The organism is Lactiplantibacillus daowaiensis (assembly GCF_005405085.1).
GTDB lineage: Bacteria > Bacillota > Bacilli > Lactobacillales > Lactobacillaceae > Lactiplantibacillus > Lactiplantibacillus daowaiensis.
Genome location: NZ_BJDJ01000007.1, coordinates 1 through 22316, shown reverse-complemented (window position 1 = coordinate 22316; position 22316 = coordinate 1). Strand labels below are relative to the sequence as shown.

Here is a 22316-nt window from a genome sequence, read left to right as displayed (position 1 = left end):
CACTCATTTCTTTAAAATGATGCTACGCCCCGCTTTACCACATACCAATTAGTTTCATCCAAAGCGACCCGGCACCTATCCAAATGATAAAGTACACGATCCCTAAGATGGCATTCATCCGCCACCATTCACTTTGGGTCACATACCCTGAACCAAACATGATTGGGGCCGGACCATTACTGTAATGGGTCGTAGAACCGAATAAGTTACCGAAGAAACCAAGCATTAAAGCAGCTAGTAGCGCCGGTACATGGGCGGAAATGGCAACCCCTAGAAACGCACTGTACATCGCGCTCACATGGGCAGTTGCACTGGCAAACAAGTAATGACTATAGAAGTAAGCCAAAATCAAAACCACTAATACGATGATCCAGTTCAAGCCACTCATCGCAGACGCAATTGCTTTACTCAACCAAGGAATAAAGCCAGTTTCGTTCAACTGCGTTGCCATCATAACTAAAACTGAGAACCAAGTTAAGGTATTCCAAGCACCGGTTTCCTTAGTAACATCTTGCCATGATAAGACCCCACAAAGCAAGAGCAATGATAAGGCAATAAACGCCGTTAATGTTGCATCGATACCAGTTAATGTCCCAGTAACCCAGAGCACAAGCGCAATCACAAAGATACCAGCCATGAATTTTTCGGGTACCGTAATGGGACCCATTTCACCTAATTGGCTTTCAGACCACTGCTTGGCATTCGGCGTTTCCTTAACTTCAGGTGGGAACATTTTATAAATAATAAATGGCACAACAATGAGTGAAATTAACCCGGGGACGACCCCGGCGATAAACCAGTTCATCCACGTAATGTGCACGCCCATCGTTTTCGCCAATGATTGGGCTAAGGGGTTGCCGGCCATGGCAGTTAAGAACATAGCCGACGTAATAATGTCCCCTTGGAATTCAGAATACATCAAGAATGACCCAATCTTACGTTGCGTCCCTTGCTTGGGTGACGACCCAAAGGCCTCTGACAACGAATTAATAATGGGATACATGATTCCGCCGGCCCGGGCGGTGTTACTTGGTGTCGCTGGTGCTAAGACCAAATCGACCCCGATTAAGGAATAGGCTAAGCCCAGTGTTCGTTTCCCGAACACGCGCACGAATTGCAACGCAATCCGACGGCCTAAGCCGGTTTTAATAAATCCCCGAGAAATGAAGAAGGCCATGACGATCAACCAAATACTACCGTTCCCAAAGCCCGCAATCGCGGTGTCTAAAGGCACTTCTTTGGTTAAGACGGCCATTGTGAACCCAATAATTGCAACCCCACCAATGGGGAGTGGCTGCGTGATACAACCAATAATTGTCGCGACAAACAGCGCAAACATATGCCAAGCGCCAAGTGATAGTCCAACGGGCCGAATTGGTGCTAAGAACCATAGCAACAAGCCAACGACGATGGGCGCAATGAACTTCTTGTACTTCACTTTTTCAAGTGCCATAATCTAGCTTCCTTTGATAATTGACTACTGTTGCAAATACTTAAAGACTTGTTGCCCAGCTTGCCGACCGAAGATCACCGTTTCGGCAATTGAATTGCCACCGATCCGGTTGTTACCATGAAGTCCGCCGACAACTTCCCCAGCGGCAAACAACCCATTGATGACTTGGTCTTGATCAGTCAAGACTTGCGTCAAATGGTTGATGGCTACGCCACCCATGGTGTAATGCACAGCTGGTGCAATGTGGATTGAGTAAAATGGGCCATGTTGAATATCACGATCCATCCCCGTTGTCCGATTAAAGTCAGCGTCTTGATGACTCGCAACGGCTTGATTCCAGTTAGTCACTGTTGCCGTTAACGTAGCCGCATCTAACTTGGTCGTTTCCGCTAAAGCCGCTACCGTATCGGCCGTTTTAACTAAGCCAATCGAATCGTAAAATTCAACGGCCTTGACCCGATCTCGAATACCGCGGTCAAAGATTAACCAGGCACCGGTGCCACCGAGTCCATCGATCGCAGCGGTCACATTTTTCCGCGTATCCAATTCGTTAACGAACCGGGCGCCTTGTTGGTTGACCAAGATCGCCCCTTCACCCCGAACGGCTTCACCGATCAAGTAGGAATGGTCAGTATCTTGTTGCACGGTTGGGTGAACTTGAACTTGATCCATATCGACCAGTTTAGCCCCAATTGCTTGGGCTAATTCAATCCCATCACCAGTTGCACCAGGTTGGTTAGTAGTGTTATAGCCCTTTAAGTCGGCCCGATATTTGGTTAACAATGCTTGATTAGCACCAAAACCACCAGTTGCTAAGACCACCGCTTTAGCCGTCAAAGTCCGATCACCATTTGGCGTGGTCACATTGACACCACTAATTTGATGGGCATCATTTAAGACTAAGTCATTTACTTTGACATCGGTATACAGTGGAATTTGTTCTGCGGCAACTTGTTTTAATAATTCACTCACTAAGAACCCACCAATTGGTGCCATCGAACTTGGCCGATGCGTCCGCATCGTGCTCATCCCACCAGTAATCGTCAAATCATCTAAGATAATGTGATGATCAGCTAACCAATCAATCGCTAAGGCACTGTGTTCCGTAAAGTATTTCAATAGTTCTTGATTATTTTGTTGACCGCCACCTTTAAACGTATCGGCATAAAAATCTTCAAAACTATCCACAATATGATGATTCAATTGCACGTCAGTTTCAGCGGCATTCATCCCGGATGAGGCGCGGGTCGTGTTCCCACCGATTTTCGGCATCTTTTCTAAAATCACTGGATGTAAGCCTAATTCATGGGCCTGAATTGCGGCGGTGAGACCTGCCCCACCAGAACCAATCACGATTAAGTCGTAGTTATCTTTTAACGTTGCTAAGTCAGTTGCAACAAATTTTTCAGCCATCTTCAAATTACCTCACTTTTCAAACAACATTCCTACATCTAATCATCGTGACAATTAAATGTAGGAATGCTCAGGGTCAATTTAATTAATTTTCGTCGATATTGGTCATATCAATCGGAACCATCCATTCGTCGAATTGTTCCTCTGTAACTAAACCAGACTTGATTGCGGCTACCTTTAAGGTCGTCCCATCTTTTTCAGCTTGTTGCGCGATCGTGGCACTTTCATGGTAACCGATATGTGGTGATAAAGCCGTAACGGTCATCAAGGAACGATCCACTAATTCTGCCATCCGATCAGCATTTACTGATAAACCATGAATCATCTTGTCAGCAAAGCCAGTCATCGTCCCAGTTAATAATTCAGCGGATTCAAGGAAGGCACTGATCAGGACTGGTTTGTAGACGTTCATTTCAAAGTTACCTTGGCTTGAAGCCATGCCAACAACGACATCATTACCCATAACGCGCACCGCCGCCATCGTCACTGCTTCGGCTTGAGTTGGGTTAACTTTACCTGGCATGATCGATGAGCCGGGTTCGTTAGCTGGAATGTTTAATTCGCCATAGCCAGCCCGGGGACCACTTGCTAAGAAACGCACATCGTTGGCGATTTTCATCAAGTCACTAGCCAAAGTCTTAATGGCACCGTGAACAACGTTTAAGCCAGAATGCGCGGCTAAGCCATAGAACTTGTTAGAATCAGCGGTAAATGGGACACCGTAAAGTTCAGTCATCTTCTTGGCAATAATGTCAGCAAAGTGTGGTGCCGCATTCAAGCCAGTCCCGACGGCAGTCCCACCCATGGCAAGTTCACTCAAGGTTGGGTTTAATTGCTTCAAGAAGTTCAAATCATGTTCAATCATGCTAGCCCAGCCACTAACTTCTTGGCCAAAGGTCATTGGCGTGGCATCTTGTAAATGGGTCCGGCCAATTTTAACAACACGCCAGTATTTTTCTTGTTTAGCTTTTAATTCTGCTAATAAATGTGCAGCGGCTGCTTCCAAGTTATCAACCGCAACTGCGGCCGTAATGTTCATCGCAGTTGGGAAGATATCGTTGGAACTTTGCCCATGGTTCACATCATCATTTGGTAAAATTTCAAGATCTGGGTTAAGCTTAGCAGCCATATGAGCCACCACTTCGTTAACGTTCATGTTTGTTTGCGTCCCAGAACCAGTTTGGTAAATCACTAATGGAAAGTCTTTACGTAAGTCTTCATCATCTAAGCTCAATAACTTATCAATCGCGGCCACAATCAAATCAGCTTTGGCTGGATCGATCGCATCTAATTCTTTGTTGGCAACCGCAGCGGCCTTCTTGATTTGTAGTAATGCTTTGATCAATTCTAGTGGCATCTTGGCACCAGTTGGGAAGTTATTGCGACTCCGTTCAGTTTGAGCACCCCATAAAGCGGTTGCTGGGATTTTGACTTCACCTAAAGTGTCTGATTCTACTCGATAGTTTTCCATGATTAAACCCTCCGTTTTTGAAATTAATGTTAATGTGAAATGGGTAACAACTAATCAACATCCAAATTCTAAGCTTCACAAAATACTATAGTCAAATATCAGTTTACCGATAAGATATACTTATGAGGTCGCTATGACAACGTTTTCAGGAGCTGATATTAGTTGTTTAATATTGCTCATAAAAATAAAAACACTTTTTTATTCTGTTTAGTCTTTCACATTAATTAATCAACTAAACCTTTGGCACCCTAAAATTGACAATCAATGTGTTATAGTAAAGCATACCTGAATGGAGGAATTTTAACTTGGATAATGCAACGTTAAAAGCATATTTAGCTGACAATTCGCAAGTCGTCGCGATTTTTATGACTAAAGCGACGGACTTCTTAAATCGTCAAAATCAAGACCGGCTCCCAGCACGCCGTTATAATGACGCTGAAATTAACCGCCAAGCCGAAAAAATGCTGGATGCAGTCATCGATAATTTACATGACAAGATTGCCCCGCATACTCGTGATCAAAGTACGGCGGCCTGGGCGCAGTTCTTAGGCACGAATGATGTCTTAGATGATTTAGAACTTTCAATGAGTGAACTTTCCTTTGAAAGCGAAGATGGCGAATAATCTGGCCGGATCAGCTTTGGAACGTGTTTTGTGCCAAAGCTTTTTAGTTAATTAGGCTTGTATTAAAAGCATACATCGGTCATAATAGTGGTATACACCAATGGGGGATACTTTTTATAGGAGAAAAAGGCATGTCAAATCAACCGACAGCAGTGGCAACTCTGTACTTTAAGTTGCACAATCGGGATGGTTATTATCAGTTACGTTGTGAATGTGGCCCGAATCGTTTCGTCGTCAATCAAATTCACTGGCCAGCCCTGAAGCACCTTTTTTCGCCAAAGTTTTGGCATAAGAATTTTCGGATCGATAAAGCGATGATTCCATTACTGGTCGCTGACCTAATGGCAATCGTTCAGCCGTGGCAAGGGGTTTATGATCGACTCGATACCGATAAACCCAATCATGATTATTGGGAAATTATTTTATCAAATGATGATTGGGAAACCACACATGAGCGGATGGAACATCAAGTACTCCACGCCACTAATTATATTCATCGACGCGGTGATGGTGCCTATCCACCTGATTTTGAGCAATTATTAACGATTTTAGAACATTATCTTATTCAATAATTGAACGCCCAAAAAACGCACGAAGCTTGCCGCTCGTGCGTTTTTTTATTTGGTTAAAATGGGGGCCACCCAAGTCATTAGATTGGCGACGGGCACTTGATGAAACGTTGCCGTCCCAATCTGTTGCAAGTAGACCCATGTCAATTGATCACCATGGACTTTCTTATCATGTTGCATCGCAGCAATCAATTTTGCTGGCGATAACGCTGCTGGTAACTCAGTCGGTAAACCCACTGCATGTAGGCGCATGGCTAACTGCGCCGCCGTCCCTTTAGCCGTCAGCTGATGGGCTTCAAACAAGCGACACACTTGGACTAAGCCAATCGCCACGGCTTCACCATGCATCCACTGTCCCTGCCCTAATAACTCGACTGCATGACCGATCGTATGACCCAAGTTCAATAATTGTCGTTGGTCGCTTTCCTTTTCATCTGCCATAACGACCTGCGTTTTAAATTGCACACTCGCAGTGATTAACGCTGCGGCGTGCGCTAATAACGCAGATAAATCAGTAATTTGCCCAGCTAGCTGCCAGAAATCACCACCAACGATAGCCGCACATTTCAAGATTTCACCATACCCTTCCGCCAAGCTTCGCGCGGGTAAAGTCGTCAATGTCGCCGGATCGATCAAGACCAAATCAGGTTGATAAAAACTGCCAATCAAGTTTTTCCCAGTGGGCAAATCGATTGCTGTCTTCCCGCCCACTGAGCTATCCACTTGCGCTAATAATGATGTGGGGACTTGAATCAGGCTAATCCCCCGTAAGTAAATTGCGGCCACAAACCCAGCTAGATCACCAACAACACCACCGCCCAACGCTAAGATGCCATCACTGCGCGTAAACTGGGCAGCACTTAACATTGCCGTCAAACGCTCAACTTGTGCCCAACTTTTACTCGCCTCACCAGCTGGAATCGTCAGTACCGTCACGCGATAGCCGGCTGCTTGTAAGTTAGCTGTCACGGCTGGGGCATAATGCGGGCCCACATTCGTATCGGTTATTAAAGCCACTTGTCGGGGCGTCCAAACCGCACTGACAGCTTGCCCGATTTTCGTTAGCCCATGGTCACTCAATTGTACTTGATAGGCCTTAGTCGCCGTTGTCACTTGAATCACTGTCATCGCTATCACCTAGTTCCAACTTTGCATTAACGTGTGTAATTGAAAGGCTTGTTGCGCCATCTTTAAGTATGTCTTGGGTTTTAAGGCTTGTGGCCCATCGGATAAGGCGTGGGTCGGATCATCGTGAATTTCAACAATCATGCCACTGGCCCCCGCAGCTACCCCGGCCATCGCCATTGGCGTCACTAGGTCCCACTCGCCAACCGCATGGCTAGGATCCACAATGACTGGGTAATGGGTCAACTTCTGCAATACCGGCACGGCACCCAAGTCAAAGGTATTCCGTGTGTACTTATTATCAAACGTTCGAATCCCACGCTCTAATAACATGATCTGATGATTGCCCCCAGCAGCAATGTATTCCGCGGCATTTAAGACATCATCAATCGTCGCTGACATGCCACGTTTTAGTGCGACTGGAATTTGAGTTTGACCGACCGCTTTAAGCAGTGAAAAGTTTTGCATATTCCGGGCCCCGATTTGGAAAATATCCGTGTATTTTGCCACGATCGCCACATGTTCATCATCCATGACTTCCGTGATCATATCCAAATCATTCGCATCGGCCGCGGCACGTAAGTACTGTAGCCCAGTCTCACCTAATCCTTGGAAGGAGTATGGTGACGTCCGTGGCTTAAAGGCCCCACCGCGAACGATTGTGGCGCCACCAGCTTTAGCCACTTCCGCCATCCGTGTCACATGGTCAGCACTTTCAACTGAACAAGGTCCCGCCATCATGACAAATTGATCACCACCAATCACACTATGCGGCGTTTTAATGATGGTCGTCTCCGGGTGTAATAATCGGCTACTTTGTACCGCGGCCGGCACATCCGTCAGGACTTCATCAGTCGCCGCTAGGACGTCTGCTGGTAGGTCACTTGGTTGAACGCCTTGTAAGGCAATCCGATTGTTATGGGTAAAAATCTCCGTCTTGGCACCGAATTGGGCGACCAGTTTGGCTTGCATCGCACTTGCAGTTGTTGGGTTTAATACTAAAATCATCTTAATCCACTCCTTAATTAGTTGTCATAATGGCATTTTCGACTGCCGCAATCGGCATATCTTTGCCGGTCCAAAATTTAAACGCTAACGCCCCTTGCCAAACTAACATGCCAAGACCGTTATGCGTGGCACAGCCTAAAGCTTTAGCTTGGCGTAAAAAGGCCGTTTCTAATGGTTGGTAAATGACATCATAAACGGTCTGTTGTGGTGTCAAAGCCGCCATCACGCGCGGCGGTAATGGGACTCCGGCTGTTGTCATCCCGATGTTTGTCGCATTGATAATCAAATCGCTGGCTTTGACCGCCGCTAACATGGCCGCCTCATCATCGTATGGCCGAATATTAAGCGGAATTGGTGTTTGTTGTGCGAGGTCTGCCAACCATTGGACCACTTGTTCATACGTCTGGTTAGCCCGTTTAAAGACCGTCACACTCGCAACATCATAATCTAAAGCCGCCGCAATAATCGCTTTGCCAGCACCTCCAGCCCCCAGGATCATCACGTGTTTACCGGCTAAGTGATACCCCTGACTTTGTAAATCTTGATATAGACCGGCGCCATCGGTACTATCACCAATTAAGCGACCGTGGTCATTTTTAATCGTGTTAACGGCTTTGATGCGACGCGCCCGCGGGGTCATCTCATCGAGCATTGGCACCACCGTTTGCTTGAACGGCATCGATAGATTCACGCCCACAATGCCCATACTCCGAATACCGGCCACCGCACCCGGTAATTCATCCGGTGCGACATCAAACGCTAAGTACCGCGCATTGATATGCCAGTAGTCAAAGCTCAAATTATGCATTTTCGGTGACCGACTATGCTTAGCCGGATGCGCCACGAAACCAAATAAACTTGTTTTACCATTGATCATGCTGATTTCCTCCCTTAAATAACCGCTAAGCGTTGCCCAGAACGTTCGACATGCGTCTGCTGATACGCTTGCACCACCGCACTAACTGTAAAGCCCATCGCTGGTAACACGGCACTCGCAGCCCCGCTGGCCCCAAAGTGATCTAACCCAACAATCGTGCCATCCAGCCCAACGATCCGTTCCCAACCTAGCGTTGCCCCCATTTCAATGGCGACTCGGCGCCGAACTTGTGGTGGCAAGACTGACGCTTGGTATTGCGCCGATTGTTGCTGGAACAATTCCATTGACGGCATCGACACGACGCTAACATCTTGTCCCAAGTGCGCTAGTTTAGCTTGGGCTTGTAAGGCCAACGCTACTTCAGAACCACTGGCCACTAAAATACCGGTCGGCTGTAACCCTTTTTGTGGTGAAATCACGTAGCCACCACGAGCTACCCCGGTCATTGCTAACCGTTTTGTCGTTGGCAACACGGCTAAGTTTTGGCGGGTTAAGACTAAAACCGTCGGGTGATCCGTCGCATTAATCGATTGCCACCAAGCGGCAATCGTTTCATTCGGATCACCGGGCCGAATCACCGTCACATTTGGTATCAGCCGTAAACTCATTAATTGCTCAATCGGTTGATGCGTGGGGCCGTCTTCACCGACCGCAATCGAGTCATGCGTAAAAACATATGTGACCGGTAAGTGTTGCAAGGCGGCTAAGCGAATCGCCCCACGCAAGTAATCTGAGAATACCAAGAAGGTACTGCCAAAGACCCGTAACCCACCGTGTAAGGCAAGACCATTTAAAATCGCGCCTTCACCGAATTCACGCACCCCAAAAGCTAAGTTCCGATTTGCTGGTTGCGCGGGCGTCATTAATCCATCCGTTTCTATCGTGGTCTTATTAGAGCTGGCTAAGTCGGCCGACCCACCGACTAACTCTGGCAACTTCGCCGCTAACGTTTGAATCATCGTATGACTCGTCATGCGCGACGCTTCGGCACCTTCATCATAACTAGGCAACTGTTGGGCAAAATCAAGTGGTAACTCATGATTCAACAAACGCTTTAACGTGGTTAATGTGCTCATCGGTAACTGACTAACGCGTTGTTGCCATGCTTGCGCAACTTGGTGGCCCCGCGCCGCAATTTGGGTTTGGGCCCGTTTGACAACTGCTGGTAAGACCGTAAATGGTGCCGCCGTCCAGTTTAAGTTTTGCCGTAAGGTCGCCATGCCAACTTGGCCTAGCGGATTGCCATGCACGGCATTAGTCCCAGCCCCCGGGGCGCCAAACCCGATCACGGTCTTGACGGCGATCAACGATGGTTGCGGCGTTTGTTTGGCACGGGCAATCGCCGCATCAATGGCGGCTAAGTCATTCCCATCAGCTACGACTTGCGTTTCCCAGCCGTAACTTTCAAACCGTTTTGAAACATCGGTTTGAAATGATCGACTCGTCGGCCCATCCAGTGACACGGCGTTGTCATCGTATAAGACGATTAATTTGCCTAACTGATGTTGCCCAGCAAAACTAGCGGCTTCATGGGAGACCCCTTCCATCAAATCGCCATCCCCCACCAGACTGTACGTGTAATGATCCACTAGCCCAGCCGGTAATTGAGCGGCCAGATGAGTCTCTGCTAGAGCCATCCCCACTGCCATCCCTAAGCCTTGGCCTAAAGGTCCAGTCGTTGCTTCCACCCCATCGACGACCCCATATTCAGGATGTCCCGGCGTGCGACTGCCAAATTGACGAAAGTGTTTTAAGTCGTCCATAGTGACGTCAAACCCACTAACATGTAACAAACTGTAAAGTAACGCCGAACCATGACCAGCCGATAACACAAAGCGATCACGATTGAACCAATCGGGTTGTTGCGGATCCACGCGCAAATGCCCGCGCCACAATGCCCACAGCATCGGTGCCGCCCCTAATGGCAAGCCCGGATGACCGGAATTTGCCCGTTCAATCATTTCAGCACTTAAAACCCGTAAGTTTGCCACGGCCAACTCATCAGTAGCATCAAATTTTGTTAATTTCATCTCATCAAATCCTTTCGCCCATAAAAAAACTCCCACAGCCTAAACTGTGAGAGTTTGACAAACAACCTTAGCGAATCTGAAAAAGACTCGACCAATGCTGTTTGGAAAGTCACACAGTTGTTAAATGACAACATCAATGTGACTTTCCGTAGATTTTAATCATACGAAGGTATTACTGGTCACATTCGATGCAAGGCGTAGTGCCCGCACCGAACGGCTGGCACTACTGCTGAAACCAGTAATAATAAAATCGATTCGATTTTTGACTATTATTTAACCATCGCATAATTATAATCTCCTTAAAATTTAATATTTGTTGATGTCTAAGACTATAACGCACGTTTCATAGAATTGTCAAATGATTTTTAAAAATAATTCTATCAATCAAGTATTTAGCCATTCACAACTTGAGCCGAAACTGGCGTCACTTGAGGCTTAAACGCCGTTAGTTCACCATTAGCGACTGCCGCTAGTAACGTCTTAGCTGCCAAGTAGTGGAATTTAGCACCATAAATCAAGCCCGCATCACTACATGAATACGTTGGCTGATGTAACGTGCCAGTCCCGCCAGACCCTAAGAAACCATAAAATCCGGGAATTCGTTCTTGATATAACGCAAAGTCATCGTCCGCGTTGGCTGGATGGGCCGGAACGATCTTAAAGTCATCTGCATCGGCCGCCGCAATTAACTTGGTTAAGGTCGGATCATTAGTCACACAACTTGGCCCTTGATCCCAGTCAATCGTGACTGTTTGACCAAAACCATGCACGGTTGCATTGACCAACTCATAAAAGCGTTGTTTAGCGAGTGCACGATTCTGCGCATTAAAGGTCCGAATCGTCCCTTTAAATTCCGCCGTATCTGGAATCACATTGAACGTATGTCCCGCTTGCACATCAGCAATCGTTAACACTAATGCGGCATCGGGCGCAATATTGCGACTCCGAATCGTCTGTAAGCTGGTAATCAGTTGGCCCAGCGTCACCACCACATCAGCACTGCGTTCGGGCATCGCCGCGTGTGCACCCGTCCCATGAATCGTCACATCAAAGTTATCATTGCTGGCCATTAACGCGCCACTTTTAACCGCTAGTGTGCCTACAGGGAGTTGTGGCATATTATGGAATCCCGCAATCGCTTGAACGCCGTGCAAGACATCATGACTAAGCATCTCTTTGGCACCAACATGTCCTTCTTCGCCAGGCTGAAAGATCAAGCGTACGGTTCCATTTAATTCAGCTTCGTGAGCTTTTAATAACCGCGCACCGCCAAGTAATGACGCCGTATGAAAATCGTGTCCACACGCATGCATGTGGCCGGCAATTTTAGAGGCATAGGGTAACCCTGACTTTTCTTGTAACGGTAAGCCGTCAATATCTGCCCGTAATGCGACTGTTGGTTCACCTTGGCCAATTTCGGCCACGACCCCGGTGGCACCGGGATAATCCAAGATTCGAATCCCCAATGCCGTCAAGGTCTGTTTGATCAAAGCGGTGGTTTTGACTTCATGCAAGGCCAATTCTGGTGCCATATGAATCTGATGCCGTAAATCGGTCATCCAAGTGGTTAAAGTTGCTTCATCGTCCATAACTGTTACCCCCTACAAAATCTTCAAGAAAATCGATGCGATAATAACCGAAGCGACTGAAACGGTCGCAAACCCGCCGACCAGCATTTTTGGTAACATGTGATCCAACAAATACTTCTTTTCGTCTTCAGTATGCCCCATGATGCTCGTCACTTCATGCGTCACAATATAGTCAGCTGGAAAACCAAATAAGGCCGTTAACGCACTAGCAAAGGCCATTTCACGACTAAAGCCTAATGGTTTAGCCAACAAGCTTGACGCAATGAACATGCCTAAGATACCGAGTAAAATCATCGTTACGATTGGGACCACGATACCAGCTAACATATTGAGTTTAACGATATTCAAGTTTGAGAAAATATAGGCTAATAAGCCATACATTAACCAGTGGAATACACCTGCTTTTTCCAAAACGGCATCTTCCAAGAAGCCAAGTTGATGGGCGATAACCCCGAAAATCAAACAGATGATGTAAGCATTGACCGCACCATGCATTAACGCCGCAACCCATTCCGCAAACGCGGTTACCAAAGCCACCTTAAAGAGCATAAATGCAGAAGTATCATAAGCCGCTGGCACGGTTAATTTTAATCGCCGTGGCTTAATCGCTCCATTGCTGCCAGTGGCTGAACTTTCAGCCACCACCGCATCGGTCTTATCGGTCGCACTAGCAGTGCCGGCCGCTAATGGCTTGGGTTGTGGTGCAACTGCGGCAACTGGATGATGATAGTTTTTTAATAGCCGCTTGCTTTCACGCTTGAGCATCACTGACGTTAAGGGATACCCAATCATGCTATGCATGACAAACATTGCCACTGGAAACGCTGCTAAAACGGTAATATGTTGGGCCTTTAAGCCAGCCGTCATTAAGAACGCTGCTACCAAGCCACCAGTTAACGGTGGCACACTGGCAACAACCGTCTTCCAACTAAAGAGTAACAACCCAACGCCCATCGCTAACGCCACGGTCCCAACGACCCCGGCTAATGCGATCAGCACGGCCCGCCATTGTTTTAACAATAGCTTCAAATCCATCAACGTTCCCATATGTACTAACAGGACTGCTTGAGTGATGGAAATAAACGGCGCGGTAAATGAGGCATCTGGCACAATATTCTTTGGAATAATCGTCCAGAAACCAATTAAGAACAAGACCCCGGTGACGAACACGGACGGAATAAACGCTTTACTTCGAGTTGAAATCCATTCTCCGACCATCATGAGGCCCATTACGACTGCTAATGCGATAATTGCTTGCATGCTGTCCACTTCCCATCAACAAATTAATTTATAATTAGTTTTCTAATTATATTTTAATGATGACTTTAGCAGATTTTTATGTTAAAAACGACCCTTAGCGGTCAGTACCTTGTTAAAAAAAGTTGCAACCGGTTTCTCTTTTCGTTTCAATGTCTCCAATTAGACCTCAACTTTGGATTCTAAATGGGGGAATTTAACTAACCAATTGGCTTAGCATTGAATCTGTCATAAAAAAAGGCCGACCACTAATAATGGTCGGCTACCGTGACTTTCTACGTCTTAAGAACGCGTCAAGCCTTGGTAAATATGATCTAAGTTCCATTTCATCATTGAATAATAGGTATCCCCTGGCTTCCCTTCAGCCGCCAAAGAATCGGTGAAAATCGTCGATGCAATTGGTAAGTGGGTCTCTTGGGCCAACTTCCGCATCGATTTTGGTGAAACCGATGATTCAACGAACAGACTCTTCACTTCTGAAGCCCGAATCTTCTTCAAGGCCGTCTTCATTTGTGCCGGTGTCCCTTGAGCTTCCGTATTGACTTCCCAAATGTAGGCTGCCCGCACATGGTAAGCCGCAGAAAAGTACTTGAATGCCCCCTCAGAGGTCACCAATAATCGTTGCGCACTTGGAATTTTTTCAAATTTAGTTTGCGCTTCGGCATGTAGCTTCGTGAGCTTAGCAATGTATTGCGTCGCATTTTTTTGATACGTAGCTGCATGCTTTGGATCTTTTTGTTGCAATGTCTGACTAATCGTCTGGACATACTTAATCCCATTCGCTAAATCCAACCAAGCATGCGGATCAGGTTCGTTGACATTCGTCGTTAAATACTTGGTCTTAACGCCCTTGCTGGCAGCAAAGACATCTTTATCGAAACTCTTCCGTGATGATTTGATCAATTTCTTAAACCAACCATTACCACCAGTTTCTAGGTTCAACCCGTTGTAAAAAATGACATCGGCTTCAGCAGTTGCCGAAATATCCGCTGGTTTAGGTTCATATTCATGTGGGTCGGTGCCCCGTTGGACGATACTATAATGTTTAACTTGATCGCCACCAACGTTTTTAACCATATCATCTAAAATCGAGTTGGTGCTCACGACCCGTAGTTTACTTGATTTAGTTGTTTCCGCTTCAACTTGTTGCCGGCGTTGTAAGAACACGGCCATCCCAGTAATCATGGCGATAACCGCCACTAAGGCAATTAAATTCTTTTTCATGCGGGCACCTGCTGCTTAGCTTTCGGCCGCTTCCACAAGCTTGGTAATAGCGCTTGTTTTGGCGACAGGATAAAGGAAATACCGAAGAAAATCGCGGCAACTAATACGATGGCTGGACCAGATGCCCAGTTCAAGGTATAACTGAAATACAACCCAACGACCGAGGCAATCGCGCCAATCGTGGCAGATAAAATCAACATCATCGATAATTTATCCGTCCACAGAAAGGCTGTCGCCGCTGGCGTAATCAACATCGCAACGACTAAGATAATCCCGACGGTTTGTAAAGCTGATACCGTTACTAACGTTAAGACCAGCATCAAGGCATAGTGCAACACTTGGACTTTCAAGCCATACGTTTGTGCATAAGTCGCATCAAACGAGGTAATTAAGAGTTCCTTGTAGAAAAAGACGACGAATAAGATTACTAACCCTAACACAACAGTCGTTGTCATAATATCAGTATCACTAACCGCTAAAATGTTCCCAAATAAGATATGATGCAAGTTAGTCGAACTTTCCGCTAACGAAATCAAGATAAAACCGAGCGCATAAAAGGCACTAAAGACAATCCCAATCGATGTATCCGTTTTGATCTTACTGTGACTAACGACAAAGCCAATTAGCCCCGCCGCTAAAATCCCAAATAATGACGCCCCAATCAAGACGTTGATCCCGAGCATGTACGCAACGGCAACCCCTGGTAAGACGGCATGCGAAATCGCATCGCCCATCATCGACATTCCACGTAAAATGATAAAACTCCCGATGATTCCAGACATCACCCCGACCATAATCGCGGTAATCAAAGCACTTTGTAAGAAATCATACTGACCTAACGCATAAATGAACTTCCCAATACTAGTCATGGTTGGCACCTCCAACTTGGCTGAATAACACTTGTGATAAATCGGCGCTAAAGGTGCGCGCAATATTTTCTGGTGTGTAGACTTGATCAACTGGTCCCGCAGCGACAATACCGTGATTTAAAATCACTAAGTCGTCAAAGTAATGCGAGACCTTGTTTAAATCATGATGAACAACAATAATTGTTTTACCTTGATCCCGCCATTGTTTCAAAATAGCCATAATAGCGGTTTCACTCTGGAGATCAATCCCCACAAACGGTTCATCTAAGATAATCAATTCAGCAGCTTGGACGATTGCCCGGGCAACGAAGACCCGTTGTAATTGACCACCAGAAAGTTGACCAATTTGGCGGTCAGCAAATTCTGATAAGTTTACTTGTTCAAGCGCATCTAAACTCGCTTGCCGTGCTGCTTTACCAGGTTGTCGGAATAACCCTAGCTTGCCGTAGGTCCCGGTCATAACAACGTCAAAAACACTAATTGGAAATGATAAGTCCAACGCTTTACGTTGTTCGACATAGGCAATTTGTTTTTGAAATTGTTTTAAGTCGTGACCATTCAATTGTACCTGGCCGCTTTGGGTTTTAATTAGACCCAGCATGCCTTTAATCATCGTGGATTTACCAGCACCGTTTGGTCCAATGATGCCCGTAATGCTACCGTCATTAAATGTAACGGCTACATCTTGTAACACGGGGGTATCACCATAAGCCACGGTGAGGTTTTGTACTTGTAACATAAGCTTTCCTCCATATCATCGCGGTTGACTACTTCTAATTCACCATTAGCATACCGGATAATTAACTTTAATGCAAATAATTGTTAGGCAGTGTTAACTTTTTAATCATTTACTGTGAACTCTAACCACTTGATAGGACAGCACTTTAACTAAATTCAATAAATCGAAAAATTTATTTTATTATGAACCGGGTATTATTTAAATCATAATCGCCAACTTAGCGTCATTTAGTAGCTAATATAACAATCCGTTATTTCATAGGATTTTAAAATGTCATCGTTTTTTTATAGTCAATCCAACATTTTAGGCAAAAAAATAAAAGCACCTGCCAAGAATGGCAAGTGCTTTCGTTGTGCGAAAATGTTGGTATAACAACGTTTTTCGATAAATTTTAACGCTTTGAGAATTGACCAGCCTTACGAGCTTTCTTAAGACCTGGCTTCTTACGTTCCTTCATACGAGCGTCACGAGTCAAAAGACCAGCGCGCTTCAAAGGACCGCGGAAATCGGGATCAACTTCGAGCAATGCCCGAGCGATACCATGACGAGTTGCGCCGGCTTGGCCGTGGAACCCACCACCATTGACGTTAACTAAAACATCATATTGATCTGTTGTTTCCGTTACTTCGAATGGTTGCAATAATTCCTTGCGGATATCTGCAAATGGAATGTAGTCTTCTACACTCTTATCATTCATAACAATTTTGCCAGAACCTGGTACTAAACGTACGCGGGCTACTGAATCTTTACGACGGCCTGTGCCGCGATATTGTACTTGAGCCAATGTTGTTTCCTCCTTAGATTAAGTTCGTAATATCCAAAACTTCAGGTTTTTGCGCTTGTTGCGTATGTTCTGCACCAGCATAAACATGCAACTTCAAGCCCATTTTGTGACCCAAAGAGTTGTGAGGAAGCATACCCTTAACTGAAGTTTCAATTAATTTTTCTGGTTCTTTAGCTAAGAAGTCACCGGCAGTCCGTTCCTTTAAACCACCAGCATAAGCAGTATGGTGATAGTAAATCTTCCGTTCTGCTTTCTTACCAGTTAAAGCGACCTTACTTGCATTAATCACGATTACGTTGTCACCAGTATCGACATTTGGTGTGAATACTGGTTTGTTCTTACCACGTAAGATTGATGCAACGACAGTTGATAACCGACCCAAAGGGATATCGGTAGCATCAACTACATACCATTTACGATCAATTTCACCTGGTTTAGCCATATATGTTGTACGCACGTTGTGTTCCTCCATTTTCTGTTTTGCTTGACACTCAATAAGATTTCCGGGGCTTATCGTGGGGCAAACAATACCAACGATTAGTTTACCTAATTTGGCCCTAGAAGTCAATCCTTAATTAGATCGGCTTGTAAATCTTTAGCATCATAATACACCTTTTTCATATATAAGCCAGAGGCCGGTGCAGTGCCACGAGCTTGATTACGATCTTGAGCAGCCAATAGTTGTGGAATGCAATCAACTGCACGCCGACCTTGGCCGATTTCCATCAACACCGCCACCATAATACGGACCTGATTGTATAAAAAACCACTCCCGCAAAATTCAAATTGAATTTCTTTATCCGCCGGCAAGGCCCACGCCTTAGCCGCATAGATCTCCCGCACATGGTCGTGCGCTTGGGATCCAGAGGCAACAAATGACGTGAAATCATGTTTCCCGACCAAGTCTGGTAAAGCTTGTTGAATACGGTCAATATCTGCTTGGAACTTAAAATGACCTGTAAAATGCCGCTTAAATGGTTCGACAAATTCGTCGGAATATGCCCGATACCAATAACGTTTACCTACCGTGTCATACCGGGCATGAAAGTCTGCCGGCACAATTTCAACGGTCTGCACTAACGTGTCCATTGGTAACAAACTATTCAGTCCGCGCCGCATCCCTTCAGCACTAATCTCATAGGGTAAATCAAAATGAATGACTTGTCCTAACGCGTGCACACCAGCATCGGTGCGGCCAGCGCCATAGATTATGATTGGGTCGGCTGGATCTTTGGCCATTTTATTGACCGCTTTACTATAGACTGATTCTACTGTCCGTTGATGCGGTTGTCGCTGAAAACCAGCAAAATTGGTACCATCATACGCTAAAGTTACTTTATACCTAGTTGTCACATTTTCCTCCTGAATCAAAAAGGGCCGCTAACCGCTTAGTCAGCGCCACCCTTTTCTGATAACTGTCAATTATGCTCGTAAAAAGATCAACGCCGCCGTTAAAACGGCAAATGCTAACGTTGCCCACGTATCACGTGCTTGCCACTTCAAAATCCGAAACTTACTACGACCCTCGCCACCTTGATAGCCACGTGCTTCCATGGCCGTAGCCAAGTCTTCAGCCCGGTTAAACGAACTTACAAATAATGGAATCAGCAATGGCACGACAGCCCGCATTTGCTGGAAGATATTACCTTCCCCAAAGTCGACCCCACGCGCCCGTTGCGCATTCATGATTTTTTCAGTTTCATCCATCAAAGTCGGAACAAACCGTAGCGCAATCGATAACATCAACGCCACTTCGTACACGGGAAAATGAACGACCTTTAACGGCATCAAAATATATTCAATCGCATCTGATAATTCCAACGGTGGGGTTGTCAACGTCAGTAACGTCGACATAAAGATGATCAATACGAACCGACAGAAGATATAAACCCCATTAATCAAGCCAAGTTGACTAATAGTGATAATCCCCCAATGGAAGTACACATGTCCCCCACTCGCACTAAACAGGACTTGTAAGATTACGGTAAATAAAATCAACCAAATCAACGGTTTGACCCCATTGATAAAGAATGACCACTTCACCCCAGAAAGTTTAATGGCTAACAACGTAAACACAAATAATAAAACGTAAGTTGGCCAGTTATTCGCAATAAAGATAATACCAATAAAGTAAAAACTCAGGAGTAACTTAGCTCGTGGATCCATGTGGTGGATCACCGAATCACCAGGAATAAAGCGGCCAAAGATTAGTTTATTCATCATCAGTGGCACCTCCCAGTTGTTGGACTGGTAATTGCTGGACTAAGGCTTGTGCCAATTGATCTTCAGTTAACGGCATTTGGTCAAATTGAATCCCACGAGCCATTAATTGTTGCGCAAAGGCTGTCGTTTTGGGCAACCCCAAATGATGAGCAACTAACCAGTCCGGATCTTTAAAAATATCTTGTGGGGTCCCAGTTTTCACAACTTTACCATGATCCATCACAATAACATTATCCGCATAGTTGGCCACATCATCCATTTGATGAGTAACTAAAACAACCGTCAAGTGGCGTTCATAACGTAGATTAGCAAACATTTCCATCATGTCTAAACGCCCTTGCGGATCTAGTCCTGCCGTTGGTTCATCTAAGACCAACACTTGAGGTGCCATTGCCAAGACGCCAGCAATCGCCACACGCCGCATTTGCCCACCAGAAAGGTCAAATGGTGACCGCTGCAATAAATCACGGTCTAAGCCAACTAGATCAAGCATTTCAGCCGCAGTCTTTAAAGCATCGGCTTCACTAACGCCAAAATTTTGTGGTCCAAACGCAATATCTTTTTCAACGGTTTCTTCAAACAGCTGGCTTTCAGGAAATTGAAAAACGATGCCCACATGACGTCGCAAGGCTTTTAAATCTTTATTACTTGTTTCGGGCGTAATCACCCGGTCCCCAATCGTCACGGTGCCGGCGGTTGGTTTTAAGAGCGCATTTAAGTGTTGCAGCAAGGTGGATTTACCACTCCCAGTATGGCCGATCAATGCCGTATATGAGCCATCGGGAATCGTCACATTAATATCAGTTAACGCTTGGGTAGCAAAGGGCGTGCCCGGTTGGTAAGTAAAATCTACTTGTTTGAAATCAATTGCCATAACCAGTCTGCCATCCCTTTCTCCGTTAAATACGTTGCCGGTACTGTCACGCCTTGACGTTTTAAAGCCGCCTTTAAGCGTTCTGGATACGGCATATCCAGGCCCATTTTAATTAACGCTGGTCCGTGTTGGAAGATTTCGGCGGGCGTGCCTTCTTCCACTAATTCACCATCATTAACGACTAAAACCCGATTAGCACTCGCAGCTTCGTCAATATCATGGGTAATCGATAACACCGTTAAATCCGAATCAGCCTTCATTTGCCGAATCGTCGCTAAGACATCCGCACGACCTTCGGGATCTAACATTGACGTCGATTCATCTAAAATCAAAATTTTCGGCCGCGCCGCAATCATCCCGGCTAACGCCACTCGCTGTTTTTGGCCCCCCGATAATCGGGCCGGTTCGCGCGTCGCAAAGGCACTCATATTCACTTGTGCCAACGCATCAGCGACGCGCTTTAACATCTCATCACGAGGAACCCCTTGGTTTTCAAGGCTAAAAGCCACATCGTCAGCGACTGTGGCACCAACAAATTGGTTATCCGGATTTTGGAAAACCATCCCAATTTTGCGCCGAATATCCCAGACGGTGTCCTCCGTTAAAACTTGGCCGTCCACCGTAATCTTGCCTGAAACGGGGGCTAACAAACCGTTTAAATTTTTCGCTAACGTCGATTTACCAGAACCGTTATGGCCGACAATGGCGACCCATTCTCCCGCCGTTACCGAAAAAGACACATCATGAAGTGTCAGCTCCGATTCGGATTGTTGCGGATAACGGTAATTTAAATGTTCAACGTTAATAATCTGACTCACGGTCGTCCCTCATTTCTTGTTGCTATGGGTTACATCATACCATATTGGCCTACTTCAAATCACTGGCCGGACCGTACTTGTACCCATTATCACCAAATAGTGTAAATTTCTTTTTCAAGTTGTTCGATACGTAGACTTTCTTATCTTTTGTAATAAAAATCGCCCCGACACCTTCGTCGGCTTTACCATTAATATACTTCATACCGGCCTTTAAGCCCTTATCAAAGGTCGCCGTGGATAAGCCATCACCATCGGTTGACTTCTTAGAGATGATTGAAACACCCATCAGATTGTTTTGGAAAGGTGCCCCAGTCTTAGGATCCATCAAATGGCTGTATACTTTCCCATTCTTCTTTAAGTAACGTTCATAAATTCCGGAAGTCACGATCGACATATTTTTCGCTGGAATTGACCCAATCGCGGTCCCACGGGATTCTTTTGGATCTTGGATACCAACTGTCCAATTACCAGACTTCGTCCCTTTAGGACTATCACCCATCACAAAGATATTTCCACCTAAGTCAATAATGGCGGTCGAAACCCCGTGATTTAAGAAATACTTGCGCACTTGATCCGTCATGTAGCCTTTAGCAATCCCACCAAGGTCTAATTTCATCCCTTTTTTCTCCAGATAAACAGAATGCTTTTTGTCATTGAGTTTAACTTTCGTATAGTCAACTAATTTGACGTTCTTGGCGATTTCTGACTGACTTGGCACCCGGGCATCGGAGAAGCCAATCCGCCAAAGTTGTGTGATTGAGCCAATCGCCATATCAAAAGACTCATCGGAGTTTTGACTATAATAGTAGGCTGCTTTTAAAATTGGATAAACATCCTTGCTGACAACCACGGCATGTTTCCCCGCAGCGGCGTTAACTTTATCAATTTCAGAGCCACTTTGATTGGTCGTCACTTCTTTGGCTTCTTTTTTCAATAGTTTGAAAGCGCCGTTGATCACCGAATCTTTCCCTTTGTTATAAACCCGCAACGTAACCACGGTCCCCATCATAAACTGGGTATCTTCATACGGTGTTTGGATCACTTTAGTCGCTTTCGGACGGCTGCTACTTGCTGCTTTTTTATTGCTGTTACTGCCACATGCCGTTAACGGCACAATCATGGCAACCACTAACCCTAACTGAATCCATTTTCTCAGTTTCATGTTCCTGACCCCTTAATTAATTTCAATCGTAATTATACCAAAGTTTCTAGTGTCTGTATGCCATTTTCCTGAATGCGCGACCAAACTTGCTAGCTCAGCAAGTATCGCCCTTCACATGATTAAAAAATAAAAGAGGCTGTGACATAACTAGCCTCTGTACAAGTAAATGGGACGAGAAACCGAATTTTGGTTTCTCGTCCCATTTGTT

21 protein-coding genes are annotated in these 22316 nt (G+C 45.6%); 2 read left to right on the top strand and 19 right to left on the bottom strand.

What is annotated here, in order from left to right; translation table 11 throughout:
* Positions 1 to 34: 34 nt before the first annotated feature.
* The 3 genes from FFM75_RS05855 to FFM75_RS05845 form a co-directional block, all read right to left on the bottom strand.
* The gene (locus FFM75_RS05855; RefSeq protein WP_171001443.1) at positions 35 to 1456 is read right to left on the bottom strand and encodes an anion permease; all 1422 of its coding nucleotides are present in this window, start codon (positions 1454 to 1456) and stop codon (positions 35 to 37) included.
* Positions 1457 to 1477: 21 nt separating this feature from the next.
* Complete coding sequence (locus tag FFM75_RS05850) at positions 1478 to 2866, bottom strand: flavocytochrome c (RefSeq protein WP_137628256.1); 1389 nt, start codon at positions 2864 to 2866, stop codon at positions 1478 to 1480.
* An 85-nt stretch (positions 2867 to 2951) separates the two neighbouring features.
* Complete coding sequence (locus FFM75_RS05845) at positions 2952 to 4337, bottom strand: class II fumarate hydratase (protein ID WP_137628255.1); 1386 nt, start codon at positions 4335 to 4337, stop codon at positions 2952 to 2954.
* A gap of 305 nt (positions 4338 to 4642) precedes the next feature.
* On the opposite strand from FFM75_RS05845, the gene FFM75_RS05840 reads away from it, so the two are divergent.
* Complete coding sequence (locus FFM75_RS05840) at positions 4643 to 4960, top strand: hypothetical protein (RefSeq protein WP_137628254.1); 318 nt, start codon at positions 4643 to 4645, stop codon at positions 4958 to 4960.
* A 131-nt stretch (positions 4961 to 5091) separates the two neighbouring features.
* The gene (locus tag FFM75_RS05835; RefSeq protein ID WP_137628253.1) at positions 5092 to 5532 is read left to right on the top strand and encodes a hypothetical protein; all 441 of its coding nucleotides are present in this window, start codon (positions 5092 to 5094) and stop codon (positions 5530 to 5532) included.
* A gap of 45 nt (positions 5533 to 5577) precedes the next feature.
* Here FFM75_RS05835 and aroB read toward each other — a convergent pair whose 3' ends face one another.
* From aroB to FFM75_RS05755, 16 genes are all read right to left on the bottom strand, one after another.
* Positions 5578 to 6657 carry a 3-dehydroquinate synthase gene (gene aroB / locus FFM75_RS05830; RefSeq protein WP_137628252.1) on the bottom strand — a complete coding sequence of 360 codons (1080 nt, stop codon included), beginning with the start codon at positions 6655 to 6657 and terminating at the stop codon, positions 5578 to 5580.
* A gap of 9 nt (positions 6658 to 6666) precedes the next feature.
* On the bottom strand, positions 6667 to 7662 hold the full coding sequence (aroF, locus tag FFM75_RS05825) for a 3-deoxy-7-phosphoheptulonate synthase (protein WP_137628251.1): 996 nt from the start codon (positions 7660 to 7662) through the stop codon (positions 6667 to 6669).
* Between the two features lie 13 nt (positions 7663 to 7675).
* Positions 7676 to 8539: a shikimate dehydrogenase gene (gene aroE / locus FFM75_RS05820; RefSeq protein ID WP_137628250.1), complete on the bottom strand. Its 864-nt coding sequence runs from the start codon at positions 8537 to 8539 to the stop codon at positions 7676 to 7678.
* A gap of 14 nt (positions 8540 to 8553) precedes the next feature.
* Complete coding sequence (gene tkt / locus FFM75_RS05815) at positions 8554 to 10569, bottom strand: transketolase (RefSeq protein ID WP_137628249.1); 2016 nt, start codon at positions 10567 to 10569, stop codon at positions 8554 to 8556.
* A 392-nt stretch (positions 10570 to 10961) separates the two neighbouring features.
* Complete coding sequence (locus FFM75_RS05810) at positions 10962 to 12158, bottom strand: amidohydrolase (RefSeq protein WP_137628248.1); 1197 nt, start codon at positions 12156 to 12158, stop codon at positions 10962 to 10964.
* A gap of 12 nt (positions 12159 to 12170) precedes the next feature.
* Positions 12171 to 13418, bottom strand: a complete 1248-nt coding sequence (locus tag FFM75_RS05805; protein ID WP_137628247.1) for a hypothetical protein — start codon at positions 13416 to 13418, stop codon at positions 12171 to 12173.
* A 279-nt stretch (positions 13419 to 13697) separates the two neighbouring features.
* Positions 13698 to 14588 (bottom strand): metal ABC transporter substrate-binding protein, encoded by an 891-nt coding sequence (locus tag FFM75_RS05800; RefSeq protein WP_379831594.1) that lies wholly within the window; start codon positions 14586 to 14588, stop codon positions 13698 to 13700.
* A gap of 47 nt (positions 14589 to 14635) precedes the next feature.
* Positions 14636 to 15508, bottom strand: coding sequence for a metal ABC transporter permease (locus FFM75_RS05795; protein WP_137628245.1), 873 nt, complete (start codon positions 15506 to 15508; stop codon positions 14636 to 14638).
* On the bottom strand, positions 15501 to 16247 hold the full coding sequence (locus FFM75_RS05790; protein ID WP_137628244.1) for a metal ABC transporter ATP-binding protein: 747 nt from the start codon (positions 16245 to 16247) through the stop codon (positions 15501 to 15503). Before FFM75_RS05790 ends, FFM75_RS05795 begins: the two co-directional genes overlap by 8 nt.
* A gap of 391 nt (positions 16248 to 16638) precedes the next feature.
* The gene (rpsI, locus tag FFM75_RS05785) at positions 16639 to 17031 is read right to left on the bottom strand and encodes a 30S ribosomal protein S9 (protein ID WP_137628243.1); all 393 of its coding nucleotides are present in this window, start codon (positions 17029 to 17031) and stop codon (positions 16639 to 16641) included.
* 13 nt (positions 17032 to 17044) lie between these two features.
* The gene (gene rplM, locus FFM75_RS05780) at positions 17045 to 17488 is read right to left on the bottom strand and encodes a 50S ribosomal protein L13 (protein ID WP_130845151.1); all 444 of its coding nucleotides are present in this window, start codon (positions 17486 to 17488) and stop codon (positions 17045 to 17047) included.
* A gap of 107 nt (positions 17489 to 17595) precedes the next feature.
* Positions 17596 to 18384, bottom strand: a complete 789-nt coding sequence (gene truA, locus FFM75_RS05775; RefSeq protein ID WP_137628242.1) for a tRNA pseudouridine(38-40) synthase TruA — start codon at positions 18382 to 18384, stop codon at positions 17596 to 17598.
* Positions 18385 to 18453: 69 nt separating this feature from the next.
* Positions 18454 to 19254: an energy-coupling factor transporter transmembrane component T family protein gene (locus tag FFM75_RS05770; RefSeq protein ID WP_137628241.1), complete on the bottom strand. Its 801-nt coding sequence runs from the start codon at positions 19252 to 19254 to the stop codon at positions 18454 to 18456.
* The gene (locus FFM75_RS05765) at positions 19244 to 20128 is read right to left on the bottom strand and encodes an energy-coupling factor ABC transporter ATP-binding protein (protein WP_137628240.1); all 885 of its coding nucleotides are present in this window, start codon (positions 20126 to 20128) and stop codon (positions 19244 to 19246) included. Before FFM75_RS05765 ends, FFM75_RS05770 begins: the two co-directional genes overlap by 11 nt.
* A complete protein-coding gene (locus FFM75_RS05760; protein ID WP_379831593.1) occupies positions 20104 to 20937 on the bottom strand; it encodes an energy-coupling factor ABC transporter ATP-binding protein in 834 nt (277 codons plus the stop codon). The genes FFM75_RS05765 and FFM75_RS05760 overlap by 25 nt, the downstream gene beginning before the upstream one ends.
* A gap of 58 nt (positions 20938 to 20995) precedes the next feature.
* The gene (locus FFM75_RS05755; RefSeq protein ID WP_137628238.1) at positions 20996 to 22108 is read right to left on the bottom strand and encodes an FAD:protein FMN transferase; all 1113 of its coding nucleotides are present in this window, start codon (positions 22106 to 22108) and stop codon (positions 20996 to 20998) included.
* Positions 22109 to 22316 lie beyond the last annotated feature (208 nt).

What these genes read in the sequence shown, in the direction of transcription:
- FFM75_RS05850 (WP_137628256.1), bottom strand. Translation starts at nt 2,866, where the DNA reads ATGGCTGAAAAATTTGTTGCAACTGACTTAGCAACGTTAAAAGATAAC.
- FFM75_RS05845 (WP_137628255.1), bottom strand. Translation starts at nt 4,337, where the DNA reads ATGGAAAACTATCGAGTAGAATCAGACACTTTAGGTGAAGTCAAAATC.
- FFM75_RS05835 (WP_137628253.1), top strand. Translation starts at nt 5,092, where the DNA reads ATGTCAAATCAACCGACAGCAGTGGCAACTCTGTACTTTAAGTTGCAC.
- aroB (WP_137628252.1), bottom strand. Translation starts at nt 6,657, where the DNA reads ATGACAGTGATTCAAGTGACAACGGCGACTAAGGCCTATCAAGTACAA.
- aroF (WP_137628251.1), bottom strand. Translation starts at nt 7,662, where the DNA reads ATGATTTTAGTATTAAACCCAACAACTGCAAGTGCGATGCAAGCCAAA.
- aroE (WP_137628250.1), bottom strand. Translation starts at nt 8,539, where the DNA reads ATGATCAATGGTAAAACAAGTTTATTTGGTTTCGTGGCGCATCCGGCT.
- tkt (WP_137628249.1), bottom strand. Translation starts at nt 10,569, where the DNA reads ATGAAATTAACAAAATTTGATGCTACTGATGAGTTGGCCGTGGCAAAC.
- FFM75_RS05810 (WP_137628248.1), bottom strand. Translation starts at nt 12,158, where the DNA reads ATGGACGATGAAGCAACTTTAACCACTTGGATGACCGATTTACGGCAT.
- FFM75_RS05805 (WP_137628247.1), bottom strand. Translation starts at nt 13,418, where the DNA reads ATGCAAGCAATTATCGCATTAGCAGTCGTAATGGGCCTCATGATGGTC.
- FFM75_RS05800 (WP_379831594.1), bottom strand. Translation starts at nt 14,588, where the DNA reads ATGGCCGTGTTCTTACAACGCCGGCAACAAGTTGAAGCGGAAACAACT.
- FFM75_RS05795 (WP_137628245.1), bottom strand. Translation starts at nt 15,508, where the DNA reads ATGACTAGTATTGGGAAGTTCATTTATGCGTTAGGTCAGTATGATTTC.
- FFM75_RS05790 (WP_137628244.1), bottom strand. Translation starts at nt 16,247, where the DNA reads ATGTTACAAGTACAAAACCTCACCGTGGCTTATGGTGATACCCCCGTG.
- FFM75_RS05770 (WP_137628241.1), bottom strand. Translation starts at nt 19,254, where the DNA reads ATGATGAATAAACTAATCTTTGGCCGCTTTATTCCTGGTGATTCGGTG.
- FFM75_RS05765 (WP_137628240.1), bottom strand. Translation starts at nt 20,128, where the DNA reads ATGGCAATTGATTTCAAACAAGTAGATTTTACTTACCAACCGGGCACG.
- FFM75_RS05755 (WP_137628238.1), bottom strand. Translation starts at nt 22,108, where the DNA reads ATGAAACTGAGAAAATGGATTCAGTTAGGGTTAGTGGTTGCCATGATT.